Source organism: Tepidimonas ignava, from assembly GCF_004342625.1.
GTDB classification, from domain to species: domain Bacteria; phylum Pseudomonadota; class Gammaproteobacteria; order Burkholderiales; family Burkholderiaceae_C; genus Tepidimonas; species Tepidimonas ignava.
The window spans coordinates 158,067-184,206 of record NZ_SMAH01000001.1; the positions used below are offsets into that span (position 1 = coordinate 158,067).

Sequence of the window (26,140 nt, forward strand, 5' to 3'; positions counted from 1 at the left end):
GCAGGCCCGGTGCTTGATTCTAGTCCAGCGGTGCTAGGATGGGGGCTGTCCGTGGCTGCCGTCGATCGCTTACCCATGAACCCGTCCACCCTCATCGGCATGATCGCCAGCGTCGTGTTGCTGGCGGTGCTGATTTTGTTCGCCGCCGACGACCCGTGGCTGTTCATCGACCTGCCCAGCATCGGCATCGTGCTCGTGGGCACGATGGCGGCCACGTTCCTGTCGTACCCGATGAAGGAGGTGTTGCGCGTGTTCGGGCTGATCCGCATCGTCATGCGCAACGAGCGGCTGTACACGCAAAAGGACATCGAGGAGCTGGTGGACATCTCGCGCTTGTGGATGCGCGACGACCCGGTGGCGGTGGAGCGGGCGCTGCCGCGGGTGACCAACCCCTTTTTGCGCACCGGCGTGCAGTTGGTCATCGACCGCATCCCCGAGGAGGATATTCTGGACCTGCTGCAGTGGCGCATTTCGCGCATGAAGGCCAAGGAGGCGGCCGAAGCGCAGTTGTTTCGCGTCATGGCCAGCTACGCCCCCGCGTTCGGCATGATCGGCACCCTGGTCGGGCTGATCAACCTGATGGACGTGGTGGCCAGCGGCGACCTGGTGGTGATCGGGCGCCACCTGGCCGTGGCGCTGATGACGACGTTTTACGGCATTTTGCTCGCCAACCTGGTGTTCAAGCCCGTGGCGGTCAAGCTGGAGCGGCGCACCGAGCAGCGCATCGTGCTGATGAACATGGTGCTGCAGGGCATCTCGATGATGTGCGCCAAGCGCAGCCCCTCGCTGATGCGCGAAACGCTCAACTCGTTCGTCGCCCACGTGGACGACGAAATCTACGATTCGGGCGGTGGCCAGGGGGGCGGCGGGGCCGCGAGCGCCAAGCGCGCGGGGGCGCCGCGGGCGCGCGCCGCCGTCCCGGGCGGCACCGCCGCCAGCGCCAAGGGCGCGGCCGCGGGCGCCGCGCCCCCTCCACCGCCGCAGGGGTGATGACCCATGGCGCTCGCCTCCAACCCCAGCAACGGTGCGCAGCCCGGTCGCACCAGCACGGCCGCGGGTGCGGCGGGCGGCGTGCCGGTGCGCGCCAGCCCGATGCAGCGCGGGCGCTACCAGCGCTGGCACGCCGAGCCCGACCCTCCGCAAGAGGAGGAAACCTGGCTCATCACCTACCTGGACACAATGACGCTGCTGCTGGTGATGCTGGTGGTGATGCTGGCGTTTTCCGAGCCCATCGCACGCAAGCCCCCGCTGGGCCGCCCGCAGGCGCAGGGGCAGGCCGCGCCCGCCGTGGGCCAGCCGTTGCCGGGGGGCGGCGGCAGCATCGTGCCGCCGGTGGGCCTGCCGTCGCCCTCGCCGGGGCCCGGCGAGCACCCCGTCGAGCGCCGCGCCGAGCAGGCGCCGCCCGTGCCGGGGGCCGCTTCGGCGCCCTCGGCCCCGCCGGAGCCCCTGGCGCTGCCCGCGGACGAGGAGGTGCAGCTGCTGCGCCGCGAGGACGGGCTGATCTTTCGCATCCCCTCGGAGGTGCTGTTCTCCGCCGGTGAGGCCGAGCTGACCCCCGCCGGGCGCGCCGTCATCGACCGCCTGCTGCCCACGATCAACCGCTTGCCCGACTACACCATCGTCGTCGAGGGCCACACCGACAACGTGCCGATCCAGACGGTTCGCTTCCCCTCCAACTGGGAGCTGTCGGCGGCGCGCGCCGGCAGCGTCGTGCGCCACCTGGAGGCGCGCGGCATCAACCCGACGCGGCTGCGCGCCACCGGCTACGCCGACACGCGCCCGATCGCGCCCAACGACACGCCGGCCAACCGCGCGTTGAACCGACGGGTCGAAATCACGTTGGAGCCACCGCTGCGCCCCGCCGCACCGGCCCGGTGAGCCGCCGCGCCGGCGCCGGGCTCGGTGCCGGAGAGGCCACGCCTACAATGCCGCCCATGCACGATGCTTTGGTCGGGGCCGGCGACGGCCGCCCACCCACCCCTGAACTGGACGTCACCCACCCCTTGCTGGCCGGGCTCAACCCCGAGCAGCGCCGCGCGGTCACGCTGCCTGCGGTGCATGCCCTGGTGCTGGCCGGCGCCGGGTCGGGCAAAACACGCGTGCTGACCCACCGCATCGCCTGGTTGCTGGCCACCGGCCAGGTCAGCCCGGGCGGCGTGCTGGCGGTGACATTCACCAACAAGGCGGCGCGGGAAATGCTGGCGCGCCTGGGCGCGCTGCTGCCGCTGAATCCGCGCGGCCTGTGGATCGGCACGTTCCACGGGCTGTGCCACCGGCTGCTGCGGGCGCACGCCCAGCGCGCCGGCCTGCCGCCCACGTTCCAAATCCTGGACGTGCAAGACCAGCTCAGCGCCATCAAACGCCTGCTCAAAGGCCTGGGCATCGACGAGGAGCGCGTCGCGCCCAAGGCCTTGCAGTGGTTCATCAACAACGCCAAAGAGGAAGGCCAGCGCCCGCAGCACCTGGTGGCGCGCGATCCCGACACGCGGCTCAAGATCGAGCTGTACCAGCGCTACGAGGAGCAGTGCCAGCGCGAGGGTGTGGTCGACTTTGGCGAGCTGATGCTGCGCAGCCACGAGCTGCTGCGCGACCACGTCGAGCTGCGCCAGCACTACCAGCGCCGTTTCCGGCACATCCTGGTGGACGAGTTCCAGGACACCAACCGCCTGCAGTACGCCTGGCTCAAGCTGCTGGCGGGGCGGGAGGACGACGCCGGCCGCTTCGTGCCCGGGGACAACGCCGTGATGGCGGTGGGCGACGACGACCAGAGCATTTACGCCTTTCGGGGCGCGCGCGTGGGCAACATGGCCGACTTCGTGCGCGAGTTCGGCATCAAGGACCCGATCCGCCTGGAGCTGAACTACCGCAGCGTCGGCCACATCCTGCACGCGGCCAACCACCTGATCGACCACAACCGTCAGCGCCTGGGCAAAAACCTGCGCACCGAACGTGGCGACGGCGAGCCGTTGCGCGTGGTGGAGCTGCCCAGCGACTTTGACGAAGCGCAGTGGGTGGTGGATGAAATCCGCCAGTTGCGGCGCGACGGTGTGCCGGCGCGCGAAATCGCCGTGCTGTACCGCAGCAACGCGCAAAGCCGTGCGCTGGAGGGTGCCTTGTTCCAGGCCGGGGTGCCGTACCGCGTCTGGGGCGGGCTGCGCTTTTTCGAGCGCGCCGAAATCAAGCACGCGCTGGCGTACCTGCGGCTGCTGGACAACCCGCGCGACGACACCAGTTTTTTGCGCGTGGTCAACGTGCCGCCGCGCGGCATCGGGGCGCGCACGGTGGAGCAGTTGCAGCAGGCCGCGCGCGAGGCGGGCTGTGCGCTCAGCGACGCGGTGACGCTGGTGGGGGGGCGTGGCGGGGCGGCGCTGGGCGCCTTCGTGGCGCGGTTGGAGGTGATGCGGGAGCGCTGCGCCGGCTTGCCGCTGGGCGACATCGTGCGCGCCGTGCTGCACGACAGCGGCTTGCTGGACCACTACCGTGCCGAGCGCGAGGGCGCTGAGCGGGTGGAAAACCTGGAAGAGCTGGTGGCTGCGGCGCACACCTTTGTGCAGCAGGAGGGGTTTGGACATGCCACGCAAGACGCCGCCACCGATGCGGACGGCGAGACCCTCAGCCCGCTGGCGGCGTTTCTGACCCATGCGGCGCTGGAGGCGGGCGACCACCAGGCCAACGCCGGGCAGGACGCGGTGCAGCTGATGACGGTGCACGCGGCCAAGGGCCTGGAGTTCGACGCCGTCTTCATCACCGGGTTGGAAGAGGGCTTGTTCCCGCACGAGAACAGCCTGGCCACCCACGATGGGCTGGAGGAAGAGCGCCGCCTGATGTACGTGGCGATCACGCGCGCGCGCCAGCGCCTGTACCTGACGTGGGCGCAAACCCGCATGCTGCACGGCAGCACGCGCTACCACATCCCGAGCCGCTTTTTGGACGAATTGCCGCCCGCGAGCCTGCACTGGCTCAGCCCGCCGCGCGCCCGCGGCGCGGGCTCAGGGTGGGGCGGAGCGCAGCCGGCGTGGGGGCGCAGCGCCCTGGGGGAGGAGACGCGCCCCGCTGGCATGGCCGGGTTGCCCGCGGCCGCGCCACGCCGCGAGGCGTCCGTGGTCAGCGCCAGCGGCGCCCCGATCCGGGTCGGCATGACGGTGTTTCACACCAAGTTCGGCGAGGGGGAAGTGCTGGCCATCGAAGGCCAGGGCAGCGACGCGCGGGCGCACGTCCAGTTCCGCCGCCACGGCCCCAAGTGGCTGGCGCTGGCGGTGGCCAAGCTCACGCCGGTGGAGTGACGCGCCCGACGGCCACCCCGGGCGCGCCTCATGCGGGCGGTGTGCCGTCGTCGTTGACGAAGCTGTCGCGGAACGTGTAGTACAGCGAGGTGAAAAACGCCGCGCTCAGCAGCGCCGCCACCGGGAACAGCAGGGCCTGGATCACGGCCGTGCCGCCCAGCAGGCTGCCCATCAGCACCAGCAGCAGCGCCACAGCAAAGAAGATTGCGGTCCAGCCCAGCATGAACACGGTCAGCGCCCCCTTGTTGGTCCAGCACGCCACCAGGCTGAAAAACAGCGCCTTGATGGGGTGCACCCCATGCCAGTGCACCAGCGCCGGGGCATGCCAAAACAGCAGGCCCAGCGGCAGGTACAGCACCGCCTGCCAGGCCAGGTTGCGCAGCAGCACCGGGTCGTCCAAGGCCGTGGCGCCGTCCGTGCCGGCCGCGCTGCCGCTGCCACCGGCCAGCACCGAAGACAGTGCGATGACCGCCAGCGAGCCCAGCGCGTACAACGCCCCCAGCAGCAGCATGGCGCGGGCGCGTTCCCGCCCGGCGGCGAACGCGCTGGCCAGCACCGTGGGCATGGGGAAGCGGCCGTGCTCGGCCTGTTGGGTGGCGGCCATGATGCCCAGCGTGGCCGCCGGCAGCAACGCCAGCGCCAGCGGCGCGCCCAGCAGCGGCACCAGCGCCAGCACGCTGACCAGCAAAATGAACATGAAAAACAGCCCGCCCATGGCCAGCGGCTGGCGCATGAAGGTGCGCAGCCCCAGGCGCACCCATTGCCAACCGACGCGCGCCGGCACCCGTTGCAGCCTCATGCCGCGACCTCCTGCCGGCGCGCGCGCAGCACGCGCTCGAAGTGCGTCGGGTCGTGCGGCTTGAGCACGCTGGCCTGACGCGGCAGGTACCAGTCCCACAGGCGTGAAATCCAAAACCGCAGCGCCGCCGCCCGCCGCAGCGCCGGCAGCAGCGCGGTCTCGTCAGGCTGCAGCGGCCGCACCCCTTCGTACGCCTGCAGCAGGGCGGCCACCCGTTCGGGGTCGTCGTGCCCGTTGCCCAGGTCGATGCACCAGTCGTTGAGCGCCACGCCCAGGTCAAACAGCCAGGTGTCGCAGCCGGCGAAATAAAAGTCGAACACGCCGCTCAAGCGGCCGTCTTCGAACATCACGTTGTCGCGAAACAGGTCAGCGTGCACCGGCCCGGCGGGCAGGCGGCGGTAGGCGTCGGTGCCCGCCAGCGCGTTTTGGTACGCCAGCTCGTCGCGCAGCAGCTCGGCCTGTTCGGGTTGCAGATAAGGCAGCACCACCGGCACGGTTTCGTTCCACCACGCCAAGCCACGCAGGTTGGGCTGCTGGCGCGGGTAGTCGCGCGCGGCCAGGTGCATGCGCGCCAGCATCGCGCCCACCTGCGCGCAATGCTGCGGGCCGGGGTTCAGCACGCTGGCGCCGCGCAGCCGGTTGACCACCGCCGCCGGTTTGCCGCGCACCGTGTGCAGGATGGCGCCGTCGCCGTCGGCTTGCGGGTCGGGCACCGGGATGCCCTTGGCCGCCAGGTGCTGCATCAGGTACAGGTAAAACGGCAGTTGCGCGTGCGTCAGCCGCTCAAACAGCGTCAGCACCCACTCGTGGCGGACGCCATCGCGCACCGTGCTGACGAAGTAATTGGTGTTTTCGATGCCGCCGGCGCAGCCCGCCATGGCGACCAGTTGCCCCAGCCCCAGCCGCTGCATCAACGCCGCTGCTTCGTCGCGGCTGACTTCGGTGAACACCGCCATGGCGTCAGAAGGCCAGCACGCGCCACTGCCGCTGCCCTGCGCCGGAGCGGCGGTCGTCCTGGGCGGGGTCGATCGGGCGCACCTCGTAGCCCGGCAGCGCGGAGCGGGTCTGGACCTCGATGCTGCGCGTGCGCCCACCGACGCGCAGCTCCTCGATGTGGCTCAGACCGTCGTGGTGCACGATGCGCTCGACCTTGGGCTCGGGCGCGGCGGGGCGGGGCGTGTGGCCCTCGGGCGCGCTTTGGGCATGGGCCGCATGGGCCACCAGCGCCGCTGCGCCGATGGCAGCGAGGCGCACCAACAAAAAGGGGCGGGCAGGGCTGGACATGACCCCCCGATTGTAGGCAAAGCCAAGCGCGCGCCCGGTTACCATTGCGCGATGACCCACGTCGACAATGCCCCGCTGCTGGTGCTGGTGGACGGCTCCAGTTACCTGTACCGCGCGTTCCACGCCATGCCCGATTTGCGTGCGGTGCCGGGCGACCCCAACAGCGCACCCACCGGCGCCATCCGCGGCATGCTCAACATGCTGCAGGCGTTGCACAAAAGCTACCCCACCGAACACCTGGCGGTGGTGTTCGACGCCCCCGGGCCGACGTTTCGCGAGCAGCTTTACCCCGAGTACAAGGCCCATCGAGCCCCGATGCCCGACGCGCTGCGGGCGCAGATCGAACCGATCCTGGAGCTGGTGGCGCTGCAGGGCTGGCCGGTGCTGCGCGTACCTGGCATCGAGGCCGACGACGTCATCGGCACGCTGGCGCGCACGGCGGCCGAGCAGGGCTGGCGCGTCATCATCTCCAGCGGCGACAAGGACCTGGCGCAGTTGGTGGACGAGCGCATCACGATCGTCGATACGATGAGCGGCAAGGTGCGCGACGTGGCCGGCGTGCAGGCCGAGTTTGGCGTCAGCCCGCAGCAGATGCTGGACTACCAGACCCTGGTGGGCGACGCAGTGGACAACGTGCCCGGCGTGGACAAGGTCGGCCCCAAGACGGCGGCCAAGTGGCTGCAAACCTACGGGTCGCTGCAGGGCATCGTGCAGCACGCGGACGACATCACCGGCGCGGCCGGCGCCAACCTGCGCCGCGCGCTGGCGTGGCTGCCCACCGGACGCGAGCTGCTGCGCATCCGCACCGACTGCGACCTCAACGGCCACGTGCCAGGGCTGCCCAGCCTGGAGGCGCTGCGCCGCCGCCCGGTGGACCTGGAGGCGCTGCGTGCGTTTTACGAGCGCTACGGTTTTCGCAGCCTGGCGCGCGCGCTGCAGCCCGGCGCCGCCAGCGGGGACGTGCCGCCGCGCGGTGACGCCGGGGCGGCGCAAGGGGAGCTGCTGCCGGCGCCGTCGAACCCGCCGCTGCGCTGCACGACGATCACCGACCGCGCCACGCTGCAGGCGTGGCTGCAGCGCGTGCGCGCCGCGCCGCTGGTGGCGCTGGACACCGAGACCACGTCGTTGGACGAACAGCGTGCGCGGCTGGTGGGCCTCTCGCTCGCGGTGGCGACGGGCGAGGCGGCGTACATCCCACTGGCGCACGAAGGCCCCGAGGCGCCTGTCCAACTGCCGCTGGACGAGGTGCTGGACACGCTGCGCCCCTGGCTGGAGGACGCGGCCGCGCCCAAGCTCGGCCAGCATGTCAAGTACGACTTGCACGTGCTGGCCAACCACGGCGTGCAGGTGCGCGGCTACGTGCACGACACGCTGCTGCAAAGCTACGTGCTGGAGGTGCACAAGCCGCACAACCTCGACAGCCTGGCCGAACGCCACCTGGGGCGCAAGGGCTTGAGCTACGAGGACGTGTGCGGCAAGGGCGCGCACCAGATCCCGTTTGCCCAGGTGCCGCTGGCGCGCGCCGCGCAGTACGCCTGCGAAGACGCCGAGATGTGCCTGGCTGTGCACCAGGTGCTGTGGCCGCGGCTGCAGGCGCAGCCGGCCCTGCAGCGCATTTACGAGCTGGAAATCGACGTCACCCACGTGCTGCAACGCATGGAGCGCCACGGGGTGTTGATCGACGCCGACGAGCTGCGCCGCCAAAGCCAGGCGCTGGGCGAGCGCATCGCCCAGCTCGAAGCCGAGGCCCACCGCCTGGCGGGGCAGCCGTTCAACCTCGGCTCGCCCAAGCAAATCGGCGACATTTTTTTTGGCAAGCTGGGGCTGCCGGTGGTCAAAAAAACCGCCACCGGCGCGCCCAGCACCGACGAGGAGGTGCTGGAAAAGCTGGCGGAAGACTACCCCTTGCCGGCCATCGTGTTGCAGCACCGCAGCCTGTCCAAGCTCAAAAGCACCTACACCGACAAGCTGCCCTCGATGGTCAACCCCGCCACCGGGCGCGTGCACACCCACTACGCGCAGGCGGTGGCGGTGACCGGACGGCTGGCCAGCAACGACCCCAACCTGCAAAACATCCCCATCCGCACGCCCGAGGGACGGCGCATCCGCGCCGCGTTCGTCGCGCCGCCGGGGTGGTGGATCGCCAGCGCCGACTACTCGCAGATCGAGCTGCGCATCATGGCGCACCTGAGCGAGGACGAGGCGCTGCTGCGTGCGTTCGCGCAGGGGCTCGACGTGCACCGCGCCACCGCGGCCGAAGTGTTCGGCGTGGCGCCCGAGCTCGTCACGCCCGAGCAGCGCCGCTACGCCAAGACGATCAACTTCGGCCTCATCTACGGCATGAGCGCCTACGGGCTGGCCAAAGCGCTGGGCATCGACCCCACGGCGGCCAAGAACTACATCGAGCGCTACTTCGAACGCTTTGCCGGCGTGCGCGCCTACATGGAGCGCACGCGCCAGCAGGCCAAAGCGCAAGGGTACGTGGAAACGGTGTTCGGGCGGCGCCTGTACCTGCCCGAAATCAACTCGCCCAACGGCCCACGACGCAGCGCGGCGGAGCGCGCCGCCATCAACGCGCCGATGCAGGGCACGGCCGCCGACCTCATCAAGATGAGCATGGTGGCGGTGCAGCGCGCGCTGGATGCGGCCGGCGTGCGCACGCGCATGATCCTGCAGGTGCACGACGAGCTGGTGTTCGAATGCCCGGCCGACGAGGTGGATTGGGTGCGCACCGAGGTGCCGCGCCTGATGGCCGCCGTGGCCACGCTGCGCGTGCCACTGGTGGCCGAGGTGGGGGTCGGCCCCAACTGGGAGCAGGCGCACTGAGCGCGGCGCCGCCGAGGGGTCACCCGCCGCTCAACGTTCGGTGGCCAACCCCAGGGCGAGGGCCTGGGTGGCGTCCAGCCGCGGCGGCGCGCGGCAGTCGGCCTCCACGACGCGCCGGTGCAGCGCCACCGCGGTGGGGTCGGGCAGCATCGCCCCGAGGTAGCGGGCCAGGGTCAGTTGCTGGGCGCGGCTCGGTTCCCCGCCACACGGACCGCGGGCGAAATCCGGGTCCGGCGGCAGGGGGGTGAGCACCACCGTCGCGCCGGCCTCCACGCGCCGCGGCTGCCCACCCGCCAGCACCAGCCAGCACGGCGTCGTGCAGACGGTGGCGGCGGGCACGGCGGTGCCCCAGCCGCGGTTGCGCAGCATGGCCCCGGCGGTGACGGCGTCGTTGAGCGCGCCGTCCAGTCCGTGCAGCCAGGCGCGCCGTTGGTGGCAAGCGCGGGCGGCATCGCTGTCCAGCGCTTGCCGCAGACGCTGCAGCGCACCCGCGTGCAGGGCGCCTTGCCAGCGCAGCGCGCACAGCGCGCCGTCGCGCGTCAGCGTCACACGCCCGCCGTCGTAGGGCAGCTCCAACACCGTGGGGGGCGGCACCGGTGCCGACGGCACGGGCCTGGGGGGTGTCCCACAACCGGCCAGGCCAACGGCCAGCGCGGCCACGGCCAGCGCCCGCCGTTGCGCGTCCCTCACCACCGACGACGGGGCGGCGGTCGCCACGCCACGTCGCCGTCCCACGGCCGCTGTACCGCTCACAGCCGGAACCGCGCCACGCGCTGCCGCAGTTGCTGCGCTTGGTCACGCAGCGCGGCCGCCGCGGCCGACGCCTGCTCCACCAGCGCCGCGTTTTGCTGCGTGACGCCGTCCATCGTCGCCACGGCCTGGTTGATTTGGGCCAGACCCTCGGCCTGCTCGGCGGTGGAGGTGGCGATCTGCCGCATCAGCTCGGTCACGCGCTCGATGCTTTGCACGATTTCGCCCATCGTGGCGCCGGCGGCGTCCACCTGCTGCGTGCCGCTGCCCACTTTGTTGACCGATTCTTCGATCAAGGCTTTGATTTCGCGCGCCGCTTCGGCGCTGCGCTGGGCCAACTGGCGCACCTCACCGGCGACGACGGCAAAGCCGCGCCCCGCCTCGCCGGCACGCGCCGCCTCCACCGCGGCGTTGAGCGCCAGGATGTTGGTCTGAAAGGCAATGCCGTCGATCACGCGGATGATGTTGGCGATGCGCTGCGACGACGCGTTGATGTCGTTCATCGTCTGCACCACCTGCGCCACGACGCTGCCGCCGCGCTCGGCCACCTGCGAGGCCTTTTCGGCCATGTCGTCGGCGGCGCGCGCGTGGTCGGCGTTGAGGCGCACGGCGCTGTTGAGCTCCTCGGTGGCCGAGGCCGTCTCTTGCAGGGAGCTGGCCTGCTGTTCGGTGCGCTGCGACAGGTCCAGCACGCCACTGGCCACCTGGCTGGCCGCGCTGGCGATGCTGTCCGAGGCTTGCACCACGCTGCCGATGAGGTCACGCAGGTTGACACGCATGCGCTCCATCTGTTGCAACAGATGCGCGATTTCGTCGCCACCGTCGTCGCGCAGCGGCTGCGACAGATCACCGCCCGCGATGGCCGTGGCGCTGGCGTCGGCACGCGCAAAGCCGTGCGACACGCGCCGCTGCGTGGACCACATCAGCAGCGTCAGCGGCAGCGCGCCCAGCACCAGCGCTGCCACGACGATCGCCAGGGCGAGCAGGTAGCGCCGCTCGGCCGCGTGCGCTTCGTCCTCGGCCCGTTGCAGTTGGTACTGCCGCAGCTCGCGCATGGCGTTTTCGAACGCCAGCCCTTCGGTGCGGCCGGCGACCAAAAAGGCCTGCATCACCTCAACCGAAAAATCATCCGCGCGGATCGCCTGCAGCGCGGTGTCGCGCTTGGCCTGCCACGCCTGCCGCCCCGCCAGCACCGCCTCGTACATGCGCAACTCTTCGGGGTCCATGCGCGGCTTTTGCGCTTCAATGGCTTTGAGGGCCTGGTCGTTGCTTTCGCGCTGCTTGGCGATGGCGTCCAGGTGCATCTGCGTGGGGTGGTCGTGCAGCGTGCGGGTGGGGCTGTCCGGGGCGTGTTGAAACGCCAGCAGCACGTGCAGCCGGTTGTCGTAGTAATTGCGCAACATCGTGGCCAGTGACTCGGCCACGGCCATGCGGTGGCCGTGTACATCGACCAACGCTTGCCGGGCCTGGTGCAGCCCCCACAGACCGACACCGGCCACCGCCAACAGCACCGCCAGGTAGCCCACGATGACGGTGAGCACACGTTGGGTCAAACGCAAACGCTGCAACATGGGGCTCCCATCCAGACAAGCACTTCGTGATCGAAAAACCTCATCGGGCCCACGTTGGGGTACCGTGGGGGCGGTGAGGCAGCGGCAGCGCATAGTCGCACGCTATGAGCATCATAGCGGGGCTGGCGCGTCCGCGCGCGCAACGGCATCATAAACGTAAGCCGCGCCCCGGACGGCGCGGTGCGCACCGATTGTCCACCACCCATCTTGGCTTAGGAGACCACCATGACCCCCATCGCCCCTTGTCTGGACGATGCCCGTGCGCTGTTGGACGCACGTTCCGAGGCCGCGGGCCTGCCAAGGCGCAGCCTGCTGCGCGGCGCGCTCGGGGCCGGGTACGCGCTGGCGGCGCTGCCGGTGGTGGCGCAGACCGCCATCAAGACACCCAGCGACGGTTTGGTGGTGGGTGAGGTGATGGTCAACGCCGGGGCCGACACGATCCCCGTGTACCGTGCGGCCCCGGCGGGGCGCCAAGGCCTGCCGGTGGTGTTGGTGATTTCCGAGATTTTCGGCGTGCACGACTACATCGCCGACACGGCGCGGCGCTTCGCGCGGGCCGGTTACCTGGCGTTGGCGCCGGACTTGTTCGTGCGCCAGGGCGATCCGCAAAGCTACGGCGAGCTGGCCCGGCTGCTGAGCGAGTTGATTGCCAAGGTGCCCGACGCGCAGGTGATGCGCGACCTGGACGCGTGCGTGGACTGGGCCGCAGCCCACGGAGGCGACACGGCCCGGGTGGCCGTGACGGGATTTTGCTGGGGCGGCCGGCAGACCTGGCTGTACGCGGCCCACAGCCCGCGTGTGAAGGCGGCGGTGGCCTGGTACGGCCGCCTGGAGGGTGAGCGCAACCCGCTGCAGCCGCGCCACCCGCTTGACGTCGTTGGCGAGCTCAAGGCGCCCGTGCTGGGGTTGTACGGTGGGGCCGACACCGGTATCCCGCTGGCGTCGGTCGAGCGGATGAAGGCGGCGCTGGCCAGTGGCAGCCCGGCGGCGCGTGCCAGCGAATTCGTCGTGTACCCCGACGCCCCGCACGCGTTCCACGCCGACTACCGTCCCAGCTACCGCGAGGGGCCGGCCAAGGATGGCTGGCAGCGCTGCCTGGCGTGGTTCGCGCGCCACGGGGTTGGCGCGGCGTGACGCGTGGCGCCTGCCCCGCGCGGCGGCTGCCCGTCCCAGGACGGTACGGTAAGATGGATCCATGACTGATCCACGCACCTACCTCGAGCGTTTTTTCGAAGGCACGCTGGCTGACGTTGGGGGTTGTGTGCGTTGCCGCAACGCCCAGGCTTGGCACGGCGAGCTGCGCATGGCGTTCCAGCCGATCGTCGATATGGCGCAGCAGGAGGTGTTCGCCTTCGAGGCGTTGGTCCGTGGCCCCGCCGGCGAGCCGGCCGGCGCCGTGTTGGCCAAGGTGACGGACGACCAACTGTACGGGTTCGACCAAACCTGCCGGGTGCTGGCCATCGACACGGCGCAGCGGCTTGGGCTGCGCAGCCGCTTGTCGATCAACTTTTTGCCCAATGCGGTCTACGAGCCCCAGACGTGCATACGCCTCACGCTGGCAGCGGCACACAAGGTCGGCTTCGATCCGTACCGGCTCGTGTTTGAAATGACCGAGACGGAAAAAATCCGTGACCCCAACCATGCCCTGTCGATCGTGCGGGACTACCAAAGCCGAGGTTTTTTGACTGCGATCGACGATTTTGGCGCGGGTTACTCGGGGTTGAACCTGTTGGCCGATTTTCAGCCCCAGTTGGTCAAACTGGACATGGCGCTGGTGCGCGACATCGACCGGCACCCGGCGCGCCAAGCCATCGTGGCGGGGGTCATGGGCACCTGCGCGGCGCTGGGCGTGCAGGTGGTGGCCGAGGGGGTGGAGACCCGGGCGGAGTACGAGCAGCTGCGCACGATGGGGTTGACGCTGTTCCAGGGCTACCTGGTGGCCCGCCCGGCTCTGGAGGCGTTGCCGGAGCCCGACTGGGCCGCCTTGGCGTGAGCGTTGGCGCTCAGACCGACCGCGCGCACGGCAGGCCGGGCGTGGCGCACCATTCGCTCCAACTGCCGGCCATCAGCGTCGGCGCCGGCAGCCCTGCCAACGTCATGGCGATGACGTGCGGCACGGCGCTGACGCCACTGCCGCAGTGCACGACGACACCGTGCGGGTCACGTCCGGCCAGCAGCGCGTGCCATTCGGTGCGCAGCTGCGCGGGGGCCTTGTAGCGCCCATCGGCGTCGAAGTTGTCGGTGTAGGGGCGGTTGAGCGCGCCGGGGATGTGGCCGGCCACGGGATCCAGGGGTTCCAGCTCGCCACGGTAGCGCGCGGCGGCACGCGCGTCCACGACGGTCCGGGTAGGGTCGCCCAGGCGCGCGGCCACCTCCTGCACGCTGCACAGGTGCACCAGTGGCTGCCGCAGCGAGAAGTCGCCCACCGCGCCGGTCCGCGCCGCGTCCGGCTCGCCCACGGCCACCTCGCCGCCAGCGGCCCGCCACGCGGCCCAGCCGCCATCGAGCACGTGCACGCGCGCGTGGCCGCACCAGCGCAGCATCCACCACAGCCGGCCGCACACCATCCCGCCTTGTCGATCGTACACCACCACCGTGTCGTCGTCGCGCACGCCCCAGGCGCGCAACCGCTGGGCGAACGCTTCGCGCGAGGGCAGGGGGTGCCGCCCACCGCTGGCGTGTGGTTCGCTGGGCTGCGCGCTGAGGTCGAGGTCCAGGTGCACATACCGCGCACCGGGGATGTGTCCCTGCGCGTACTGGCGGGCGCCCGCCGCCGGGTCGCTGAGTTCGAAGCTGGCGTCGAAGACCAGCGGCGGCTGCGGCCCGCCCAGCGCACGGCGCAGCGCGGGGGCGTCGATCAACGGGTGGGGCAGGGCGGGGGTCATGCGTGTTCCTCGGCAGGCAGGCGCGGCACGGCGCGTTCGCGCAGCAGCGTGGCGGCCACGCCGCTGGCCACGATCAGCAGCATGCCCAGCCAACCTTGCCACGGCAGCCGATCGTCGAACAGCAGCAGGCCGTACAGCGCCGCAAACGCGATGCCAAAGTATTGCAGATTGGCCACCACCAGCGTGGCGCCGCTGGCGTAGGCGCGCGTCATGCACAACTGCCCCAGCATGGCCAGCACGCCGATGGGCAGCAGCCACACGACCTGTGGCCACACCCAGGCGCTGGCGCCCAGCACCGCCGTGCCCATGAACCCCACCACGGCCGCTGCCACCGAAAACCAAAACACCGTGCGGGTTTCGGGTTCGCCCGCGCGCGCCAGCGCCGCCACCTGCAGGTACGCCAGCGCCGAGGTCAACCCGGACAGCAGGCCACTCAAGCCCCCCAGCGCCGCCGCGCCTTCGAACGAGGGACGCAGCACCAACGCCACGCCCGCAAAGCCCACCAACACCGTCGCGAGCAACGGGCCTTGTTGCCGCAGCGGCTGCGCCGGGCGTTGCAGCAGCAGGCTGCCGCCCACCAAAAACGCCGCCACCCACACGCTGCTCATGTAGTTGAGCGTCATCGCGGTGGGCAGTGGCAGCGTGGCGATGGCGTAAAACCACGCCAGCAGCGACACCGTGCCCACGGCGCTGCGCCACAGGTGCATCGCCGGCACGCGGGTGGCCAGCGCGACACCCTGCTGGCGCGCCAGCAGCGCCAACAGCACGGCCCCGATCAGGCCACGGTAGCCTACAATTTCAAAGCTGTGGAAGTGCGGCGCGGCCTTCTTGATGCACACCCCCATCGTGGCGAACAAGGCTGCGCCCAGCACCATCCACAGGGCTTGGGCAGGGTGGCGTTGCGCCGGCCCGTCAGGGGCCGGCGCACGGGCCGGCGCCGTGCGCCGTGCCGGAATGCGCGAGGGTCGGCCCAGGCGTCAACCCCCGATCGCGCCTTGCAGCGGCCAGCCCATCTTGGCGCGGTACCACTCGTGGAAGTGCTGCATGCCGTCTTCCATCGGGCTTTGGTACGGCCCCACTTCGCTTGTGCCGCGCTGCAGCAACGCCTTGCGCCCGGCGTCCATGCGCTCGGCGATCTCGTCGTCTTCGACCGCCGTTTCCATGTACGCGGCGCGCTGCGCTTCCATGAAATCCGGCTCGAACGCGGCGATTTCTTCGGGGTAGTAGAACTCGACCAGGTTGAGCGTTTTGTCCACCGCGATCGGGTGCAGTGTCGAAATGGTCAGCACGTGCGGGTACCACTCGACCATGATGTGCGGGTAGTACGTCAGCCACACCGCGCCGTGCTCGGGCAGTTTGCCTTCGCGGTGGCGCAGCAGCACCTCGTGCCAGCGTTGGTACACGGGGCTGCCGGCTTTGGCGGCCAGGTTTTGCACCCCCACCGTCTGCACCGAGTACTCCTTGGCGAACTGCCAGCGCAGGTCGTCGCAGGTGACGAAGTTGCCCAGGCCCGGGTGGAACGGCACGACGTGGTAGTCCTCCAGGTAGACCTCGATGAAGGTCTTCCAGTTGTAGTTGCACTCGTGCAGCTCGACATGGCCCAGCACCATGCCGTCGAAGTTGAACGCGTCGCCCACCGCCATCCCCGCCAGGTCGGCGGCGATGTCACGCCCGTTGTCTTCGAACAGCAGGCCGTTCCACTCGCGCAGCTTCCAGCGCTGCAGGTTCAGGCACGGGTCCTGGGCAAAGTGGGGCGCCCCCACCAGCGTGCCGATGTCGGCCATGCCGCGCTGGCCGCCGCTGTACGTCCAGCGGTGCAGCGGACAGACGATGTGACCGCCGGCGTGCGCCTTGCCGTCGCTCATCAGGTTGCCACGCCCTTTGAGCATGACGGCCTGCCGGTGACGGCACACGTTGCTGACCAGCTCCACGCCGCGCTCGGTGCGCACCAGGGCGCGGCCCTCGCCCTCCTGCGGCAGGGCGAAGTAGTCGCCCACGTTGGGCACGGCGTTGGCGTGCCCAACGTAGCGGGGGCCGGACTGAAAGATGGTCTCCAGCTCGCGCTTGAACAGCGCCTCGTCAAAGTACACGGACACCGGCAACTGGCTCTTGGCCTGCTGCATGGAAAGGCTCAAATCGGACATGATGGACCTGACCTCGACGATCCCGCCGCAGCGGGGCTGGGCGCGCCGCCGTGGCGGCACGCGGGGACGATCAAACAACGGTGACGCAGCACCTCCTGGGTTGCAAAGCATTGCCCCCGCCGGCCCTGGGGTGAGGTACCAAGGCCGCGGGGGCGGCTCGAATTGTACCCGCGGGGGTGCGGGCGGGCAAGGTTCACTACAATGCCATTTTTGCGCTGCGTCAAACATCGATCGCGTGTGCGGCGGTGCGCGCGCGGCGCACCCAAGGGACACGACCAGACTGCACGCCATGCCGCGCCCCACCCCGACCATGTCAGCGGCGCCCCCTGCGGGCGAGCCCATGCCCGCCACCTACGAAGCCGCCGTGCAGGAGCTCGAAGCCCTGCTGGGGCGGCTGGAATCGGGCCAGTTGCCGCTGGACGAGCTGCTGACCGCGTACCAGCGCGCCAGCGCCTTGCTGGACTTTTGCCGCCAGCGGCTGGAGGCCGTGGAGCAACAGATCCGCGTCATCGACAACGGCCAGGAAAAGCCCTGGAACGGGGGCGGCGCATGACGCAGGCGGAGCTTGCGCTGGACACGTCGGCCTGGATGGGGCGTGCGCAGCAGCGTCTGGAGGCGTTTTTGGACGTCCACCTGCCCGATGCCGACGCGCCGGCCGGTCTGGGCGAGGTGATGCGTTACGCGGTGCTGGACGGTGGCAAACGGCTGCGCCCGCTGTTGGCGCTGGCGGCGTGGGAGGCGGCTGGTGGCCAGCCCTGGCCCGACGACGACGCGCCGCTGTGGTGGGTGGCCGGTGCGGTCGAGTTGATTCACGCGTATTCGCTGGTGCACGACGACCTGCCGTGCATGGACAACGACGTGCTGCGCCGCGGCAAGCCCACCGTGCATGTGCGCTTCGGGCAGGCGCCGGCGTTGCTGGCCGGTGACGCGCTGCAGGCCCTGGCCTTCGAATGGTTGGTGGCGCCGGCCTGGGCCCAACGCGCCCCGCGGCAGGCGGTGGCGCTGGCGCGCGAGCTGGCGTTGGCCGCCGGCTGCCATGGCATGGCAGGGGGGCAGGCGATCGACCTGGCGGCGGTGGGGCGGCGGCTGGATCAGGCGGCGTTGGAAGAGATGCACCGGCGCAAAACCGGCGCGCTGCTGCTGGCCAGCGTGCGCATGGGCGCGCTGGCGGCCGGCGCCGACGCGGGCACGCTGCAGGCGCTGGACGCGTACGGCCGTGCGCTGGGCCTGGCGTTTCAGGTGATGGACGACGTGCTGGACAGCACCGCCGACACCGCCACGCTGGGCAAGACCGCCGGCAAAGACGCCGCGGCGGGCAAGCCGACCTTCGTCTCGCTGCTGGGGGTGTCGGGGGCGCGCGGCTACGCCGACGGCCTGCTGGCGCAGGCGCTGGACGCGCTGCAAGCCTTGCCCATCGACACGACGCGTCTGGCCGACCTGGCGCGCTGGGTGGTGCAGCGGCGCCACTGAACAGCGTGGCCCCACCATGACCCCAAGGAGATGGTCACCATGACGGGATTGCTGACCTCCATCGACAGCCCGGCCGACCTGCGCCGCCTGCCGCGCGCGCAGCTGCGCCCGCTGGCCGACGAGCTGCGCGAGTTCCTCGTGCAAAGCGTGGCGCGCACCGGGGGGCACTTCAGCTCCAACCTGGGCACGGTGGAGCTGACGATCGCGGTGCACTACGTGTTTGACACCCCGCACGACCGCTTGGTATGGGACGTGGGGCACCAAACCTACGCGCACAAGGTGCTGACCGGCCGGCGTGAGCGCATGGCCACGCTGCGCCAGCTCGGGGGGCTGAGCGGCTTTCCGGTGCGCTCGGAGAGCGAATACGATGCCTTTGGCACGGCGCATTCCTCCACCAGCATTTCGGCGGCGCTGGGCATGGCGCTGGCGGCGCAGGCCAAAGGTGAGCGCCGGCGCGCCATCGCCATCATCGGCGACGGCGCGATGACGGCGGGCATGGCCTTCGAGGCCCTCAACAACGCCGGTGTGACCAAGGCGCCGCTGTTGGTCATCCTCAACGACAACGACATGTCGATCAGCCCGCCGGTGGGCGCGCTCAACCGCTACCTGGCGCAACTGATGAGCGGGCGCTTTTACGCCGCGGCCAAGCAGGTGGGCAAGCAGGTGCTCAGCGTGGCGCCGCCGCTGCTGGAGCTGGCGCGCCGGTTCGAAGAGCACGCCAAAGGCATGGTGGTGCCGGCCACGCTGTTCGAAACGTTCGGCTTCAACTACATCGGCCCCATCGACGGCCACGACCTCGACGCGCTCGTGCCCACGCTGGACAACATTCGCCGCTTGCTGGACGACGGCGCTGGGCCGCAGTTTTTGCACGTCGTCACCAAAAAAGGGCAGGGCTACAAGCTTGCCGAGGCCGACCCCATCACCTACCACGGCCCCGGCAAGTTCGACCCCAAGGTGGGGATCGTGCCGCCGGCGCAGCCGCCCAAGCCGACGTTTTCGCAGGTGTTCGGGCGCTGGTTGTGCGACATGGCCGAGCGCGACAAACGCCTGGTGGGCATCACCCCGGCGATGCGCGAAGGCTCTGGCATGGTGGAGTTCCACCAGCGCTTCCCGGATCGTTACCATGACGTCGGCATCGCCGAGCAACACGCGGTGACGTTTGCCGCGGGGCTGGCGTGCGAAGGGCTCAAGCCGGTGGTGGCGATCTACTCCACCTTCTTGCAGCGCGCCTACGACCAGGCGATTCACGACGTGGCGTTGCAAAACCTGCCGGTCGTGTTCGCGCTGGACCGAGCCGGCATCGTCGGTGCCGACGGGCCCACGCACTGCGGTGCGTACGACATCGCCTACCTGCGCTGCGTGCCCAACGTCGCCATCGCCTGCCCGGCGGACGAGGCCGAGTGCTACCAGCTGCTGACCACCGCTTACCAGCAAAACCACCCGGTGGCGGTGCGCTACCCGCGCGGCGCGGGCGTGGGCGCGGCCCTGCCGCGCGAGCCGCAGGCTCTGCCCTACGGCCGGGGCGAGGTGCGCCGACGGGGCCGGGGGGTGGCGATCCTGGCCTTCGGAACCCTGTTGCACCCGGCGCTGCAGGCAGCCGAGGCGCTGGGCGCGACGGTGGCCAACATGCGCTGGGCCAAGCCGTTGGACCGTGCGCTGGTGCTGCAACTGGCCGCCGACCATGACGCGCTGGTGACGTTGGAAGAAGGCAGCATCGCCGGCGGCGCGGGCTCGGCGGTGCTGGAGCTGCTGGCCGCCGAGGGGCTGGTCAAACCGGTGCTGCAGCTGGGGCTGCCGGACCGCTTCATCGAGCACGGTGACCCGGCGGTGCTGCTGGCGCGGCTGGGGCTGGACGCCGCGGGCATCGAGCGCAGCGTGCGCGAGCGCTTCGGTGCCTGGGTGGCCCAGCGCCCTGCGCTGCAAGTGGTGCGGTCAGTCGCGACCTGATGCCGGTCGCGCGCCGCGCCGCTGTTGAACGAGGTTGCGGGTGGCGTGAAAACATTTCAACGCGCCTCCGCCAGCGTGTCGCCCTAAGGGTAAACACGCCCCCAAGGGCGGTACCGCGTTGCACTACACTAGCGCGGCGTCGTTCTTGTCATGGCTGGCAGGGTGCTTTGATGCCCGCCGGCCGTCAGCCTGAGGAGATTGTCTTTATGGATCGTCGTTCCGTCATCAAACATGCCGGTATCGCCGGTGTTTTGGCCGCCGGTGCCGCCCCGGCCGTGCATGCGCAGCCCACAGTGCGCTGGCGCCTGACCTCCAGCTTCCCCAAGTCGCTCGACACCATCCACGGCGCGGCGGAAGTGTTTGCCAAGACCATCAACCAAATGTCCGGTGGCAAGTTCCAGGTGTCGGTGCACGTGCCCGGTGAACTGGTGCCGGCGTTCGGGGTGGTGGACGCGGTGCAGCAAGGCACGGTCGAAGCGGGTCATACGGCCCCGTACTACTACTTCGGCAAGGACGACACCTTTGCCATCGGCACCGCCATTCCGTTCGGCATGAACAGCCGGCAGTTGACGGCATGGTTCTACGACGGCAACGGCATGAAGCTGATGCGCGAGTTCTACGATCAGTACAACATCGTGAACTTTCCCGGCGGCAACACCGGCGCCCAGATGGGCGGCTGGTACCGCAAGGAAATCAAGAGCCCGGCCGACATCAAGGGTCTGAAGTTCCGCGTCGGCGGCTTTGCCGGCAAGGTGGTCAGCCGCATGGGCGGGGTACCGCAAAACATCCCGGGTGGCGAAATCTACCAAGCGCTGGAAAAGGGCACCATCGACGCCACCGAATGGGTGGGGCCGTACGATGACGAGAAGCTCGGCTTCTACAAAGTGGCCAAGAACTACTACTACCCCGGCTGGTGGGAAGGCGGTGCCCAACTCGACTTCTACATCAACAAAAAGGCCTATAACGACCTGCCCAACGACTACAAGGCGATGGTGGAGGCGGCGGCATCGCACGCCCACACGACCATGCAGGCCATGTACGACGCGCGCAACCCGGCCGCTCTCAAGCGTCTGGTGGCCAACGGCGTCAAGGTGCAGGCGTTCCCGAAGTCGGTGATGGACGAGGCTTTCAAGCAGGCCATGGGGCTGTACGAGGAGCTCAGCGCGAGCAACCCGAACTGGAAGAAGGTCTACACCGACTATCGCAACTTCCAGCGCGACGCCAACCTCTGGTTCCGCTTCACCGAGGCGCGTTTCGACAGCTACATGCAGTCGGTCAAACTGTGACGCCTGCGGGCGTGTGCCGCGGCGACGCTGCGGCATACCCACGGCGCTGGACCCCGCCGCGGCGGGGTTTTTTGTGTCGCCCAGCGGCGCCGACCGGCGCCGCTTCGGCTAGACTTCGGGCCCGCCCAACCCGGGCGGCGACCGTGGAGAAGACGACATGAACCTGTTGTTGCGTGTGGCGCGCGGCATCGACGGCCTGAACCGGGCCGTCGGCTGGAGCGTGATGTGGTTGATTTTGGCGGCGACGCTGATCAGTGCCGGCAACGCGGTGGTGCGGCGTGTGTTCAACGTCAGTTCCAACGCCTGGCTGGAGGTGCAGTGGTACCTGTTCGCCGCCGTTTTCATGCTCGGTGGCGGTTACGCCTTTTTGCGCAATGCCCACGTGCGTATCGATTTCGTCTCGGCCAAGCTCAGTGCGCGGGGGCGCAACTGGATCGACGTCATCGGCATCGTGGTGTTTGTGCTGCCGCTGTGCGCGATGATGATCAAGCTGGGTTGGCCGCTGTTCGAGCGCGCCTGGGTCAGCGGAGAAATGTCATCCAACGCCGGGGGACTGGTTCGCTGGCCGGTGTACCTGCTGATCCCGGTCGGTTTTGCCTTGCTGGCCTTGCAAAGCCTCTCGGAGTTGATCAAGCGCGTGGCGTTTTTGCTCGGTCGCGAGCGCGATCCGCTCGACCACACCGGCCCGAGCGAGGCCGAGATGCTGGCCAAAGAAATCGCGGCGGCCGAAGCGCAGCGGGCGCAGCACACCACCTCCGCCGCCCGCTGAGAGGGCACCCGCACCCGTTTGAGGACGGCTCGTCATGACCGCATTTCTGCACGACAACTTCGTCCCGGTGATGTTTGCCGGGCTGCTGTTTTTTTTGCTCACCGGCTTTCCCGTGGCCTTTGCCTTGGCCGCCACGGGGCTGTTTTTCGGTTTCATCGGCATGGAGATCGGGTTGTTCCCCGACAACCTGTTCCAGGCCCTGCCGCTGCGTGTGTTTGGCATCATGCAAAACGACACGCTGCTGGCGATCCCGTTTTTCACCCTGATGGGCATCGTGCTGGAGCGCAGCCGCATGGCCGAAGATCTGCTGGACACCGTCGGGCAGGTATTCGGTCCTGTGCGCGGCGGCCTCGCGTTTGCCGTGGTGCTGGTGGGCGCGCTGCTGGCGGCCACCACCGGGGTGGTGGCGGCAGCGGTGATCTCGATGGGGTTGATCTCACTGCCCATCATGCTGCGCTACGGCTACAACCGCGCCATCGCCACCGGGGTCATCACCGCCTCGGGGACACTGGCGCAGGTGGTGCCGCCATCGCTGGTGTTGATCGTGCTGGCCGACCAGCTTGGCCGTTCGGTGGGCGATATGTACGCCGGCGCGTTGGTGCCGTCGCTGCTGCTAATCGGGCTGTATCTGATCTTCATCGCCGCGGTGGCGCTGCTGCGGCCATCGTGGGTGCCCGCCTTACCACCCGAGGCGCGCATCTACCGGGAAGACAACGGTGCCAGCGGCCACCGTTCGCTGCTGGTGCTGTTGGTGCTGGTGACACTGGCCGGCTGGGGGTGGGCACAGGTGCATGGCCAAGTGCTCAACCCGCTGCTGGGGCGGGCCGCCGACGTCGCCGCGCCCACCGATGAGGTGGTGGTGTTGTCCACCACCGTGGCGGCCCTGTTGGCGCTGCTGTTGGCGGGTCTGAACCGCCTGTTGCGTCTGGGCTTGCTGTCGCGGCTGGCGGAGCAATTTACCTTCGTGTTGATTCCGCCATTGGTCTTGATCTTCCTGGTGCTGGGAACGATTTTCTTGGGCGTGGCCACGCCCACCGAAGGGGGCGCCATGGGGGCGGTCGGCGCGCTCATCATGGCGGCGCTGAAGCGCCGGCTGAGCTGGACGATCGTGCGTCAGGCGCTGGAGAACAGCACCAAGCTCTCGATTTTCGTGCTGTTCATCCTGATTGGCTCCACCGTCTTCAGCTTTACTTTCAATGCGGCCGACGGCCACATTTGGGTCGAGCATCTGTTCGATGCCATTCCGGGCGGTGTGATCGGCTTCCTGGTGGTGGTCAACCTGCTGGTGTTCGTGCTGGGGTTCTTCATCGACTTCTTTGAGATCGCGTTCATCGTGGTGCCGCTGCTGGCGCCGGTGGCCGACAAGATGGGTATCGACCTGATCTGGTTCGGCGCGATCCTGGCGATGAACCTGCAGACATCGTTTCTGACGCCGCCGTTTGGTTTTGCGCTGTTTTATCTGCGCAGCGTCGCCGCCCGCGAGGACTACACCGACGCCGTGACCGGCCGCCGCATCCCAGCCGTCAAAACCACGCAGATCTACCAGGGCTCGATCGCCTTCATCGTGCTGCAGCTGATCATGGTGGCGGTGTTGATGTGGCAGCCACAGCTCGTCACCGGCAATATCCAGAAGGCCGTCGAAGGCGACATGGACGCGGTGCGCCAGCAACTGTTGGAGATACCGGTCGGCAACGAAGAGGACGGGGCCAACCCGTGGGGAGAGGAAGCCACCGAACCGCAAGCCGAGGGTGATGGCGCCGACCCAGCCCCGGCGGCCGAAGACGCTGCGCCGCAGGAAGACGATCCGATGGAGGCGCTCAAGCGCGAGATGCAGGAGCGCAAGCCGTGAACGGTGCCGCCGAAAGCACGGCAGCGCGGCTGCAGGTCGATGTGCGCATCCTGGACGAACGCTTGCGCGAGCGGCTGCCCAGCTACGCCACTCCGGGCAGTGCCGGCATCGATTTGCGCGCCTGCCTCGACGGCCCGCTGACGCTGGCGCCCAACGCATGGGAGTTGGTGCCCACGGGGTTGGCCATCCATTTGGCCGACCCCGGCTACGCGGCGCTGATCCTGCCACGCTCCGGGCTTGGACACAAGCACGGGCTGGTACTGGGCAATCTGGTGGGTCTGATCGACAGCGACTACCAGGGGCAATTGATGGTCAGTGCCTGGAACCGCAGCCCGGTGCCGTTTACGATCGAGCCACTGGAGCGCATCGCCCAGCTGGTCATCGTCCCGGTAGTGCAGGCGCAATTTCGCATCGTCGACAGCTTTGCGCAGGCCACGCTGCGCGGCGAGGGCGGCTACGGCTCCACCGGCCGGGGCTGAGCGCGCGCCGGTACCGCCGGGGAATGCGCCGTCAGGGTGCGGTGCGCAGCTGAAAAAAACCGGCGCCGGCGCTGCCCCGGCCGACCTCTTCGGCCGTGGCCTCGCGCACGTCGTGAATGCGCAGCGACAGCCGCAGCGCCATCCCCGCCAACGGATGATTGCCATCCAGCACCACGTGCTCCGGGTAGATGTCGCTGACGAAGTAGAGCCGATCGCGTGGGGCATTCGAGGAGCAGCCCGACGGCAGGCCTTCGAAGATCATGCCGACTTCCAGGCTCGGCGGAAACGCCGAGCGCGGCTCCAAAAAAATCAGTTGATCGTCGAAGTCACCGAAGGCCTGCTCCGGCTCCAGGTGCAGCTCGAGGCGGTCACCCGCTTGGCGACCTTGCAGCGCCTGTTCGATGCTGGCGAGCAAGTCACGCCCGCCGACCAAGCACTCCACCGGCTCGTCACACTGGTCGAGTACCTCGCCCGTGGTGTCTTTCAGGGTCCAGCTCAGGCTGACGACGCAGGAAGGGGTCACTTTCATTGGACAATTGTCCCATGAACGACGCAACCCGTGTCACACCGCCAGCCGCAGCCACCAGTGCGGCTGGGCAACCCCATACCGCCGATGCGTCGGCGCAAGCCATCGCGCCCGATGTCCCCACCCCGCTGCTGGGCGGCTTGAGCCCGCGCCAGTTCATGCGGCGGCATTGGCAACGCCGTCCGCTGCTGATTCGGCAGGCACTGCCGGGTTTCGTGGCACCGCTGGATCGCGCCGCATTGGTGGCCTTGGCGGCACGGGACGATGTCGAGTCGCGCGTGGTCGAGCAGGATCCGGCAGCCACCGACCCGGCACAGGCTTGGCGGCTGCGGCATGGTCCGTTCGACCCGGCAGCTCGGCGTGGCGCGCGGGCGCTGCCTGCGCGCACACGTCCGGGCTGGACGTTGCTGGTGCAAGGGGTGGACCTGCATGACGACCGGGTGCATGCCTTGATGCAGCGCTTTCGCTTCGTGCCGGACGTGCGGCTGGACGATGTGATGATTTCGTGGGCCAGCGACGGCGGCGGCGTCGGTCCGCACTACGACAGCTACGACGTTTTTCTCCTGCAAGCGCAGGGGCGGCGGCGTTGGCGTATCGGACGCCAGAAGGATCTGCGCCTGCGCCCGGAGTTGCCGTGCAAGATCCTGCAGCACTTCGAGCCGCAGCAGGAGTGGGTGCTGGAGCCTGGCGACATGCTGTACCTGCCGCCGCGCTGGGCGCACGATGGCGTGGCCGAAGGCGGCGAGTGCATGACGTACTCGATCGGCTTTCGCGTGCCGCAACGCGGGGGGCTGGCGGCCGAGCTGGTGCAACGCCTGGCCGATGAATGGGACGACGACGTGCTGTACCGCGATGCCGGCCAGCCCGCCACCGCGCAGCCAGCGCGCGTGCCAACGGCGTTGTTGGCCTTTGCCCTGGAGGGCGTGCACCGCCTGCTGGCGGATCAGCGCGCGCTGGCGTGCGCGCTGGGCGAGGTGATGACCGAGCCCAAGCCACGTGTGTGGTTCGACCCACCGGCGCAGGCGTGGCGCCCAAGCGCGGTGGTGCTGGACCGGCGCACGCGCATGGCCTACGATGACGAGCACGTGTTCATCAACGGCGAGTCCTACCGTGCGCGGGGGCGCGACGCTGCGTTGTTGCAGCGTCTGGCCGACGAGCGCGCGCTGCCGGCGGCGGCGGTGCGCCGGGCCAGCGCGTCGGTGCAGCACGCGTTGCAACAGTGGCACGAGGCGGGCTGGCTGCACGTCACCGACGACGCTGACTGAAAATGCT

Annotated in this window: 23 protein-coding genes; 14 read left to right on the forward strand and 9 right to left on the reverse strand. The window is 69.5% G+C overall.

Translation table 11 applies throughout. The features are described from left to right. Positions 1-75 precede the first annotated feature (75 nt). From EDC36_RS00785 to EDC36_RS00795, 3 genes are read left to right on the forward strand one after another with little or no spacing between them, the layout of a single operon-like run. A complete protein-coding gene (locus tag EDC36_RS00785) occupies positions 76-990 on the forward strand; it encodes a motility protein A (RefSeq protein WP_132961347.1) in 915 nt (304 codons plus the stop codon). A gap of 6 nt (positions 991-996) precedes the next feature. Then, positions 997-1,878, forward strand: coding sequence for an OmpA family protein (locus EDC36_RS00790; protein WP_207895015.1), 882 nt, complete (start codon positions 997-999; stop codon positions 1,876-1,878). Between the two features lie 56 nt (positions 1,879-1,934). Next, the gene (locus tag EDC36_RS00795; RefSeq protein WP_132961348.1) at positions 1,935-4,283 is read left to right on the forward strand and encodes a UvrD-helicase domain-containing protein; all 2,349 of its coding nucleotides are present in this window, start codon (positions 1,935-1,937) and stop codon (positions 4,281-4,283) included. A gap of 28 nt (positions 4,284-4,311) precedes the next feature. Here EDC36_RS00795 and EDC36_RS00800 read toward each other — a convergent pair whose 3' ends face one another. The 3 genes from EDC36_RS00800 to EDC36_RS00810 are packed head-to-tail and all read right to left on the reverse strand — an operon-like array spanning position 4,312 to position 6,366. After that, positions 4,312-5,082, reverse strand: a complete 771-nt coding sequence (locus tag EDC36_RS00800) for a BPSS1780 family membrane protein (RefSeq protein ID WP_132961349.1) — start codon at positions 5,080-5,082, stop codon at positions 4,312-4,314. Further along, on the reverse strand, positions 5,079-6,038 hold the full coding sequence (locus tag EDC36_RS00805) for a homoserine kinase (protein ID WP_132961350.1): 960 nt from the start codon (positions 6,036-6,038) through the stop codon (positions 5,079-5,081). Before EDC36_RS00805 ends, EDC36_RS00800 begins: the two co-directional genes overlap by 4 nt. A gap of 4 nt (positions 6,039-6,042) precedes the next feature. Beyond that, complete coding sequence (locus EDC36_RS00810) at positions 6,043-6,366, reverse strand: hypothetical protein (RefSeq protein WP_132961351.1); 324 nt, start codon at positions 6,364-6,366, stop codon at positions 6,043-6,045. A 51-nt stretch (positions 6,367-6,417) separates the two neighbouring features. On the opposite strand from EDC36_RS00810, the gene polA reads away from it, so the two are divergent. Further along, on the forward strand, positions 6,418-9,192 hold the full coding sequence (gene polA / locus EDC36_RS00815) for a DNA polymerase I (RefSeq protein ID WP_132961352.1): 2,775 nt from the start codon (positions 6,418-6,420) through the stop codon (positions 9,190-9,192). Positions 9,193-9,222: 30 nt separating this feature from the next. On the opposite strand, the gene EDC36_RS00820 is transcribed toward polA, so the two are convergent. Next, complete coding sequence (locus EDC36_RS00820) at positions 9,223-9,909, reverse strand: hypothetical protein (protein WP_132961353.1); 687 nt, start codon at positions 9,907-9,909, stop codon at positions 9,223-9,225. A gap of 32 nt (positions 9,910-9,941) precedes the next feature. Further along, the gene (locus EDC36_RS13440; RefSeq protein ID WP_132961354.1) at positions 9,942-11,513 is read right to left on the reverse strand and encodes a methyl-accepting chemotaxis protein; all 1,572 of its coding nucleotides are present in this window, start codon (positions 11,511-11,513) and stop codon (positions 9,942-9,944) included. A gap of 225 nt (positions 11,514-11,738) precedes the next feature. Between EDC36_RS13440 and EDC36_RS00830 the strand changes: the two genes are divergently transcribed. Both EDC36_RS00830 and EDC36_RS00835 read left to right on the forward strand, forming a co-directional pair. Further along, on the forward strand, positions 11,739-12,647 hold the full coding sequence (locus EDC36_RS00830; RefSeq protein ID WP_132961355.1) for a dienelactone hydrolase family protein: 909 nt from the start codon (positions 11,739-11,741) through the stop codon (positions 12,645-12,647). 61 nt (positions 12,648-12,708) lie between these two features. After that, positions 12,709-13,506 (forward strand): EAL domain-containing protein, encoded by a 798-nt coding sequence (locus tag EDC36_RS00835; protein WP_207895017.1) that lies wholly within the window; start codon positions 12,709-12,711, stop codon positions 13,504-13,506. Between the two features lie 10 nt (positions 13,507-13,516). Here the strand turns inward: EDC36_RS00835 and EDC36_RS00840 are convergent, their stop codons facing one another. The 3 genes from EDC36_RS00840 to EDC36_RS00850 form a co-directional block, all read right to left on the reverse strand. After that, on the reverse strand, positions 13,517-14,398 hold the full coding sequence (locus tag EDC36_RS00840; RefSeq protein ID WP_132961356.1) for a sulfurtransferase: 882 nt from the start codon (positions 14,396-14,398) through the stop codon (positions 13,517-13,519). Continuing rightward, positions 14,395-15,273 (reverse strand): DMT family transporter, encoded by an 879-nt coding sequence (locus EDC36_RS00845; RefSeq protein WP_132961357.1) that lies wholly within the window; start codon positions 15,271-15,273, stop codon positions 14,395-14,397. Before EDC36_RS00845 ends, EDC36_RS00840 begins: the two co-directional genes overlap by 4 nt. A gap of 102 nt (positions 15,274-15,375) precedes the next feature. Further along, positions 15,376-16,542, reverse strand: a complete 1,167-nt coding sequence (locus EDC36_RS00850; RefSeq protein ID WP_132961358.1) for an aromatic ring-hydroxylating oxygenase subunit alpha — start codon at positions 16,540-16,542, stop codon at positions 15,376-15,378. 289 nt (positions 16,543-16,831) lie between these two features. Between EDC36_RS00850 and xseB the strand changes: the two genes are divergently transcribed. The 7 genes from xseB to dut all read left to right on the forward strand — a co-directional run bounded on the left by xseB (position 16,832) and on the right by dut (position 24,342). Then, positions 16,832-17,095 (forward strand): exodeoxyribonuclease VII small subunit, encoded by a 264-nt coding sequence (gene xseB / locus EDC36_RS00855; protein ID WP_132961359.1) that lies wholly within the window; start codon positions 16,832-16,834, stop codon positions 17,093-17,095. Continuing rightward, complete coding sequence (locus tag EDC36_RS00860; RefSeq protein WP_132961360.1) at positions 17,092-18,012, forward strand: polyprenyl synthetase family protein; 921 nt, start codon at positions 17,092-17,094, stop codon at positions 18,010-18,012. The genes xseB and EDC36_RS00860 overlap by 4 nt, the downstream gene beginning before the upstream one ends. A 39-nt stretch (positions 18,013-18,051) precedes the next feature. Next, positions 18,052-19,959, forward strand: coding sequence for a 1-deoxy-D-xylulose-5-phosphate synthase (gene dxs, locus EDC36_RS00865; protein WP_132961361.1), 1,908 nt, complete (start codon positions 18,052-18,054; stop codon positions 19,957-19,959). 206 nt (positions 19,960-20,165) lie between these two features. Continuing rightward, positions 20,166-21,245, forward strand: coding sequence for a TRAP transporter substrate-binding protein (locus EDC36_RS00870; protein WP_132961362.1), 1,080 nt, complete (start codon positions 20,166-20,168; stop codon positions 21,243-21,245). Between the two features lie 157 nt (positions 21,246-21,402). Continuing rightward, positions 21,403-22,014, forward strand: coding sequence for a TRAP transporter small permease subunit (locus tag EDC36_RS00875; RefSeq protein ID WP_132961363.1), 612 nt, complete (start codon positions 21,403-21,405; stop codon positions 22,012-22,014). A gap of 34 nt (positions 22,015-22,048) precedes the next feature. Continuing rightward, positions 22,049-23,863: a TRAP transporter large permease gene (locus tag EDC36_RS00880; protein ID WP_132961364.1), complete on the forward strand. Its 1,815-nt coding sequence runs from the start codon at positions 22,049-22,051 to the stop codon at positions 23,861-23,863. 29 nt (positions 23,864-23,892) lie between these two features. Next, on the forward strand, positions 23,893-24,342 hold the full coding sequence (dut, locus tag EDC36_RS00885; RefSeq protein WP_132961472.1) for a dUTP diphosphatase: 450 nt from the start codon (positions 23,893-23,895) through the stop codon (positions 24,340-24,342). 31 nt (positions 24,343-24,373) lie between these two features. On the opposite strand, the gene EDC36_RS00890 is transcribed toward dut, so the two are convergent. After that, positions 24,374-24,871 carry an FKBP-type peptidyl-prolyl cis-trans isomerase gene (locus EDC36_RS00890; protein ID WP_132961365.1) on the reverse strand — a complete coding sequence of 166 codons (498 nt, stop codon included), beginning with the start codon at positions 24,869-24,871 and terminating at the stop codon, positions 24,374-24,376. Between the two features lie 14 nt (positions 24,872-24,885). On the opposite strand from EDC36_RS00890, the gene EDC36_RS00895 reads away from it, so the two are divergent. Continuing rightward, positions 24,886-26,133 carry a JmjC domain-containing protein gene (locus EDC36_RS00895; protein ID WP_132961366.1) on the forward strand — a complete coding sequence of 416 codons (1,248 nt, stop codon included), beginning with the start codon at positions 24,886-24,888 and terminating at the stop codon, positions 26,131-26,133. The last annotated feature ends 7 nt before the right edge of the window (positions 26,134-26,140 follow it).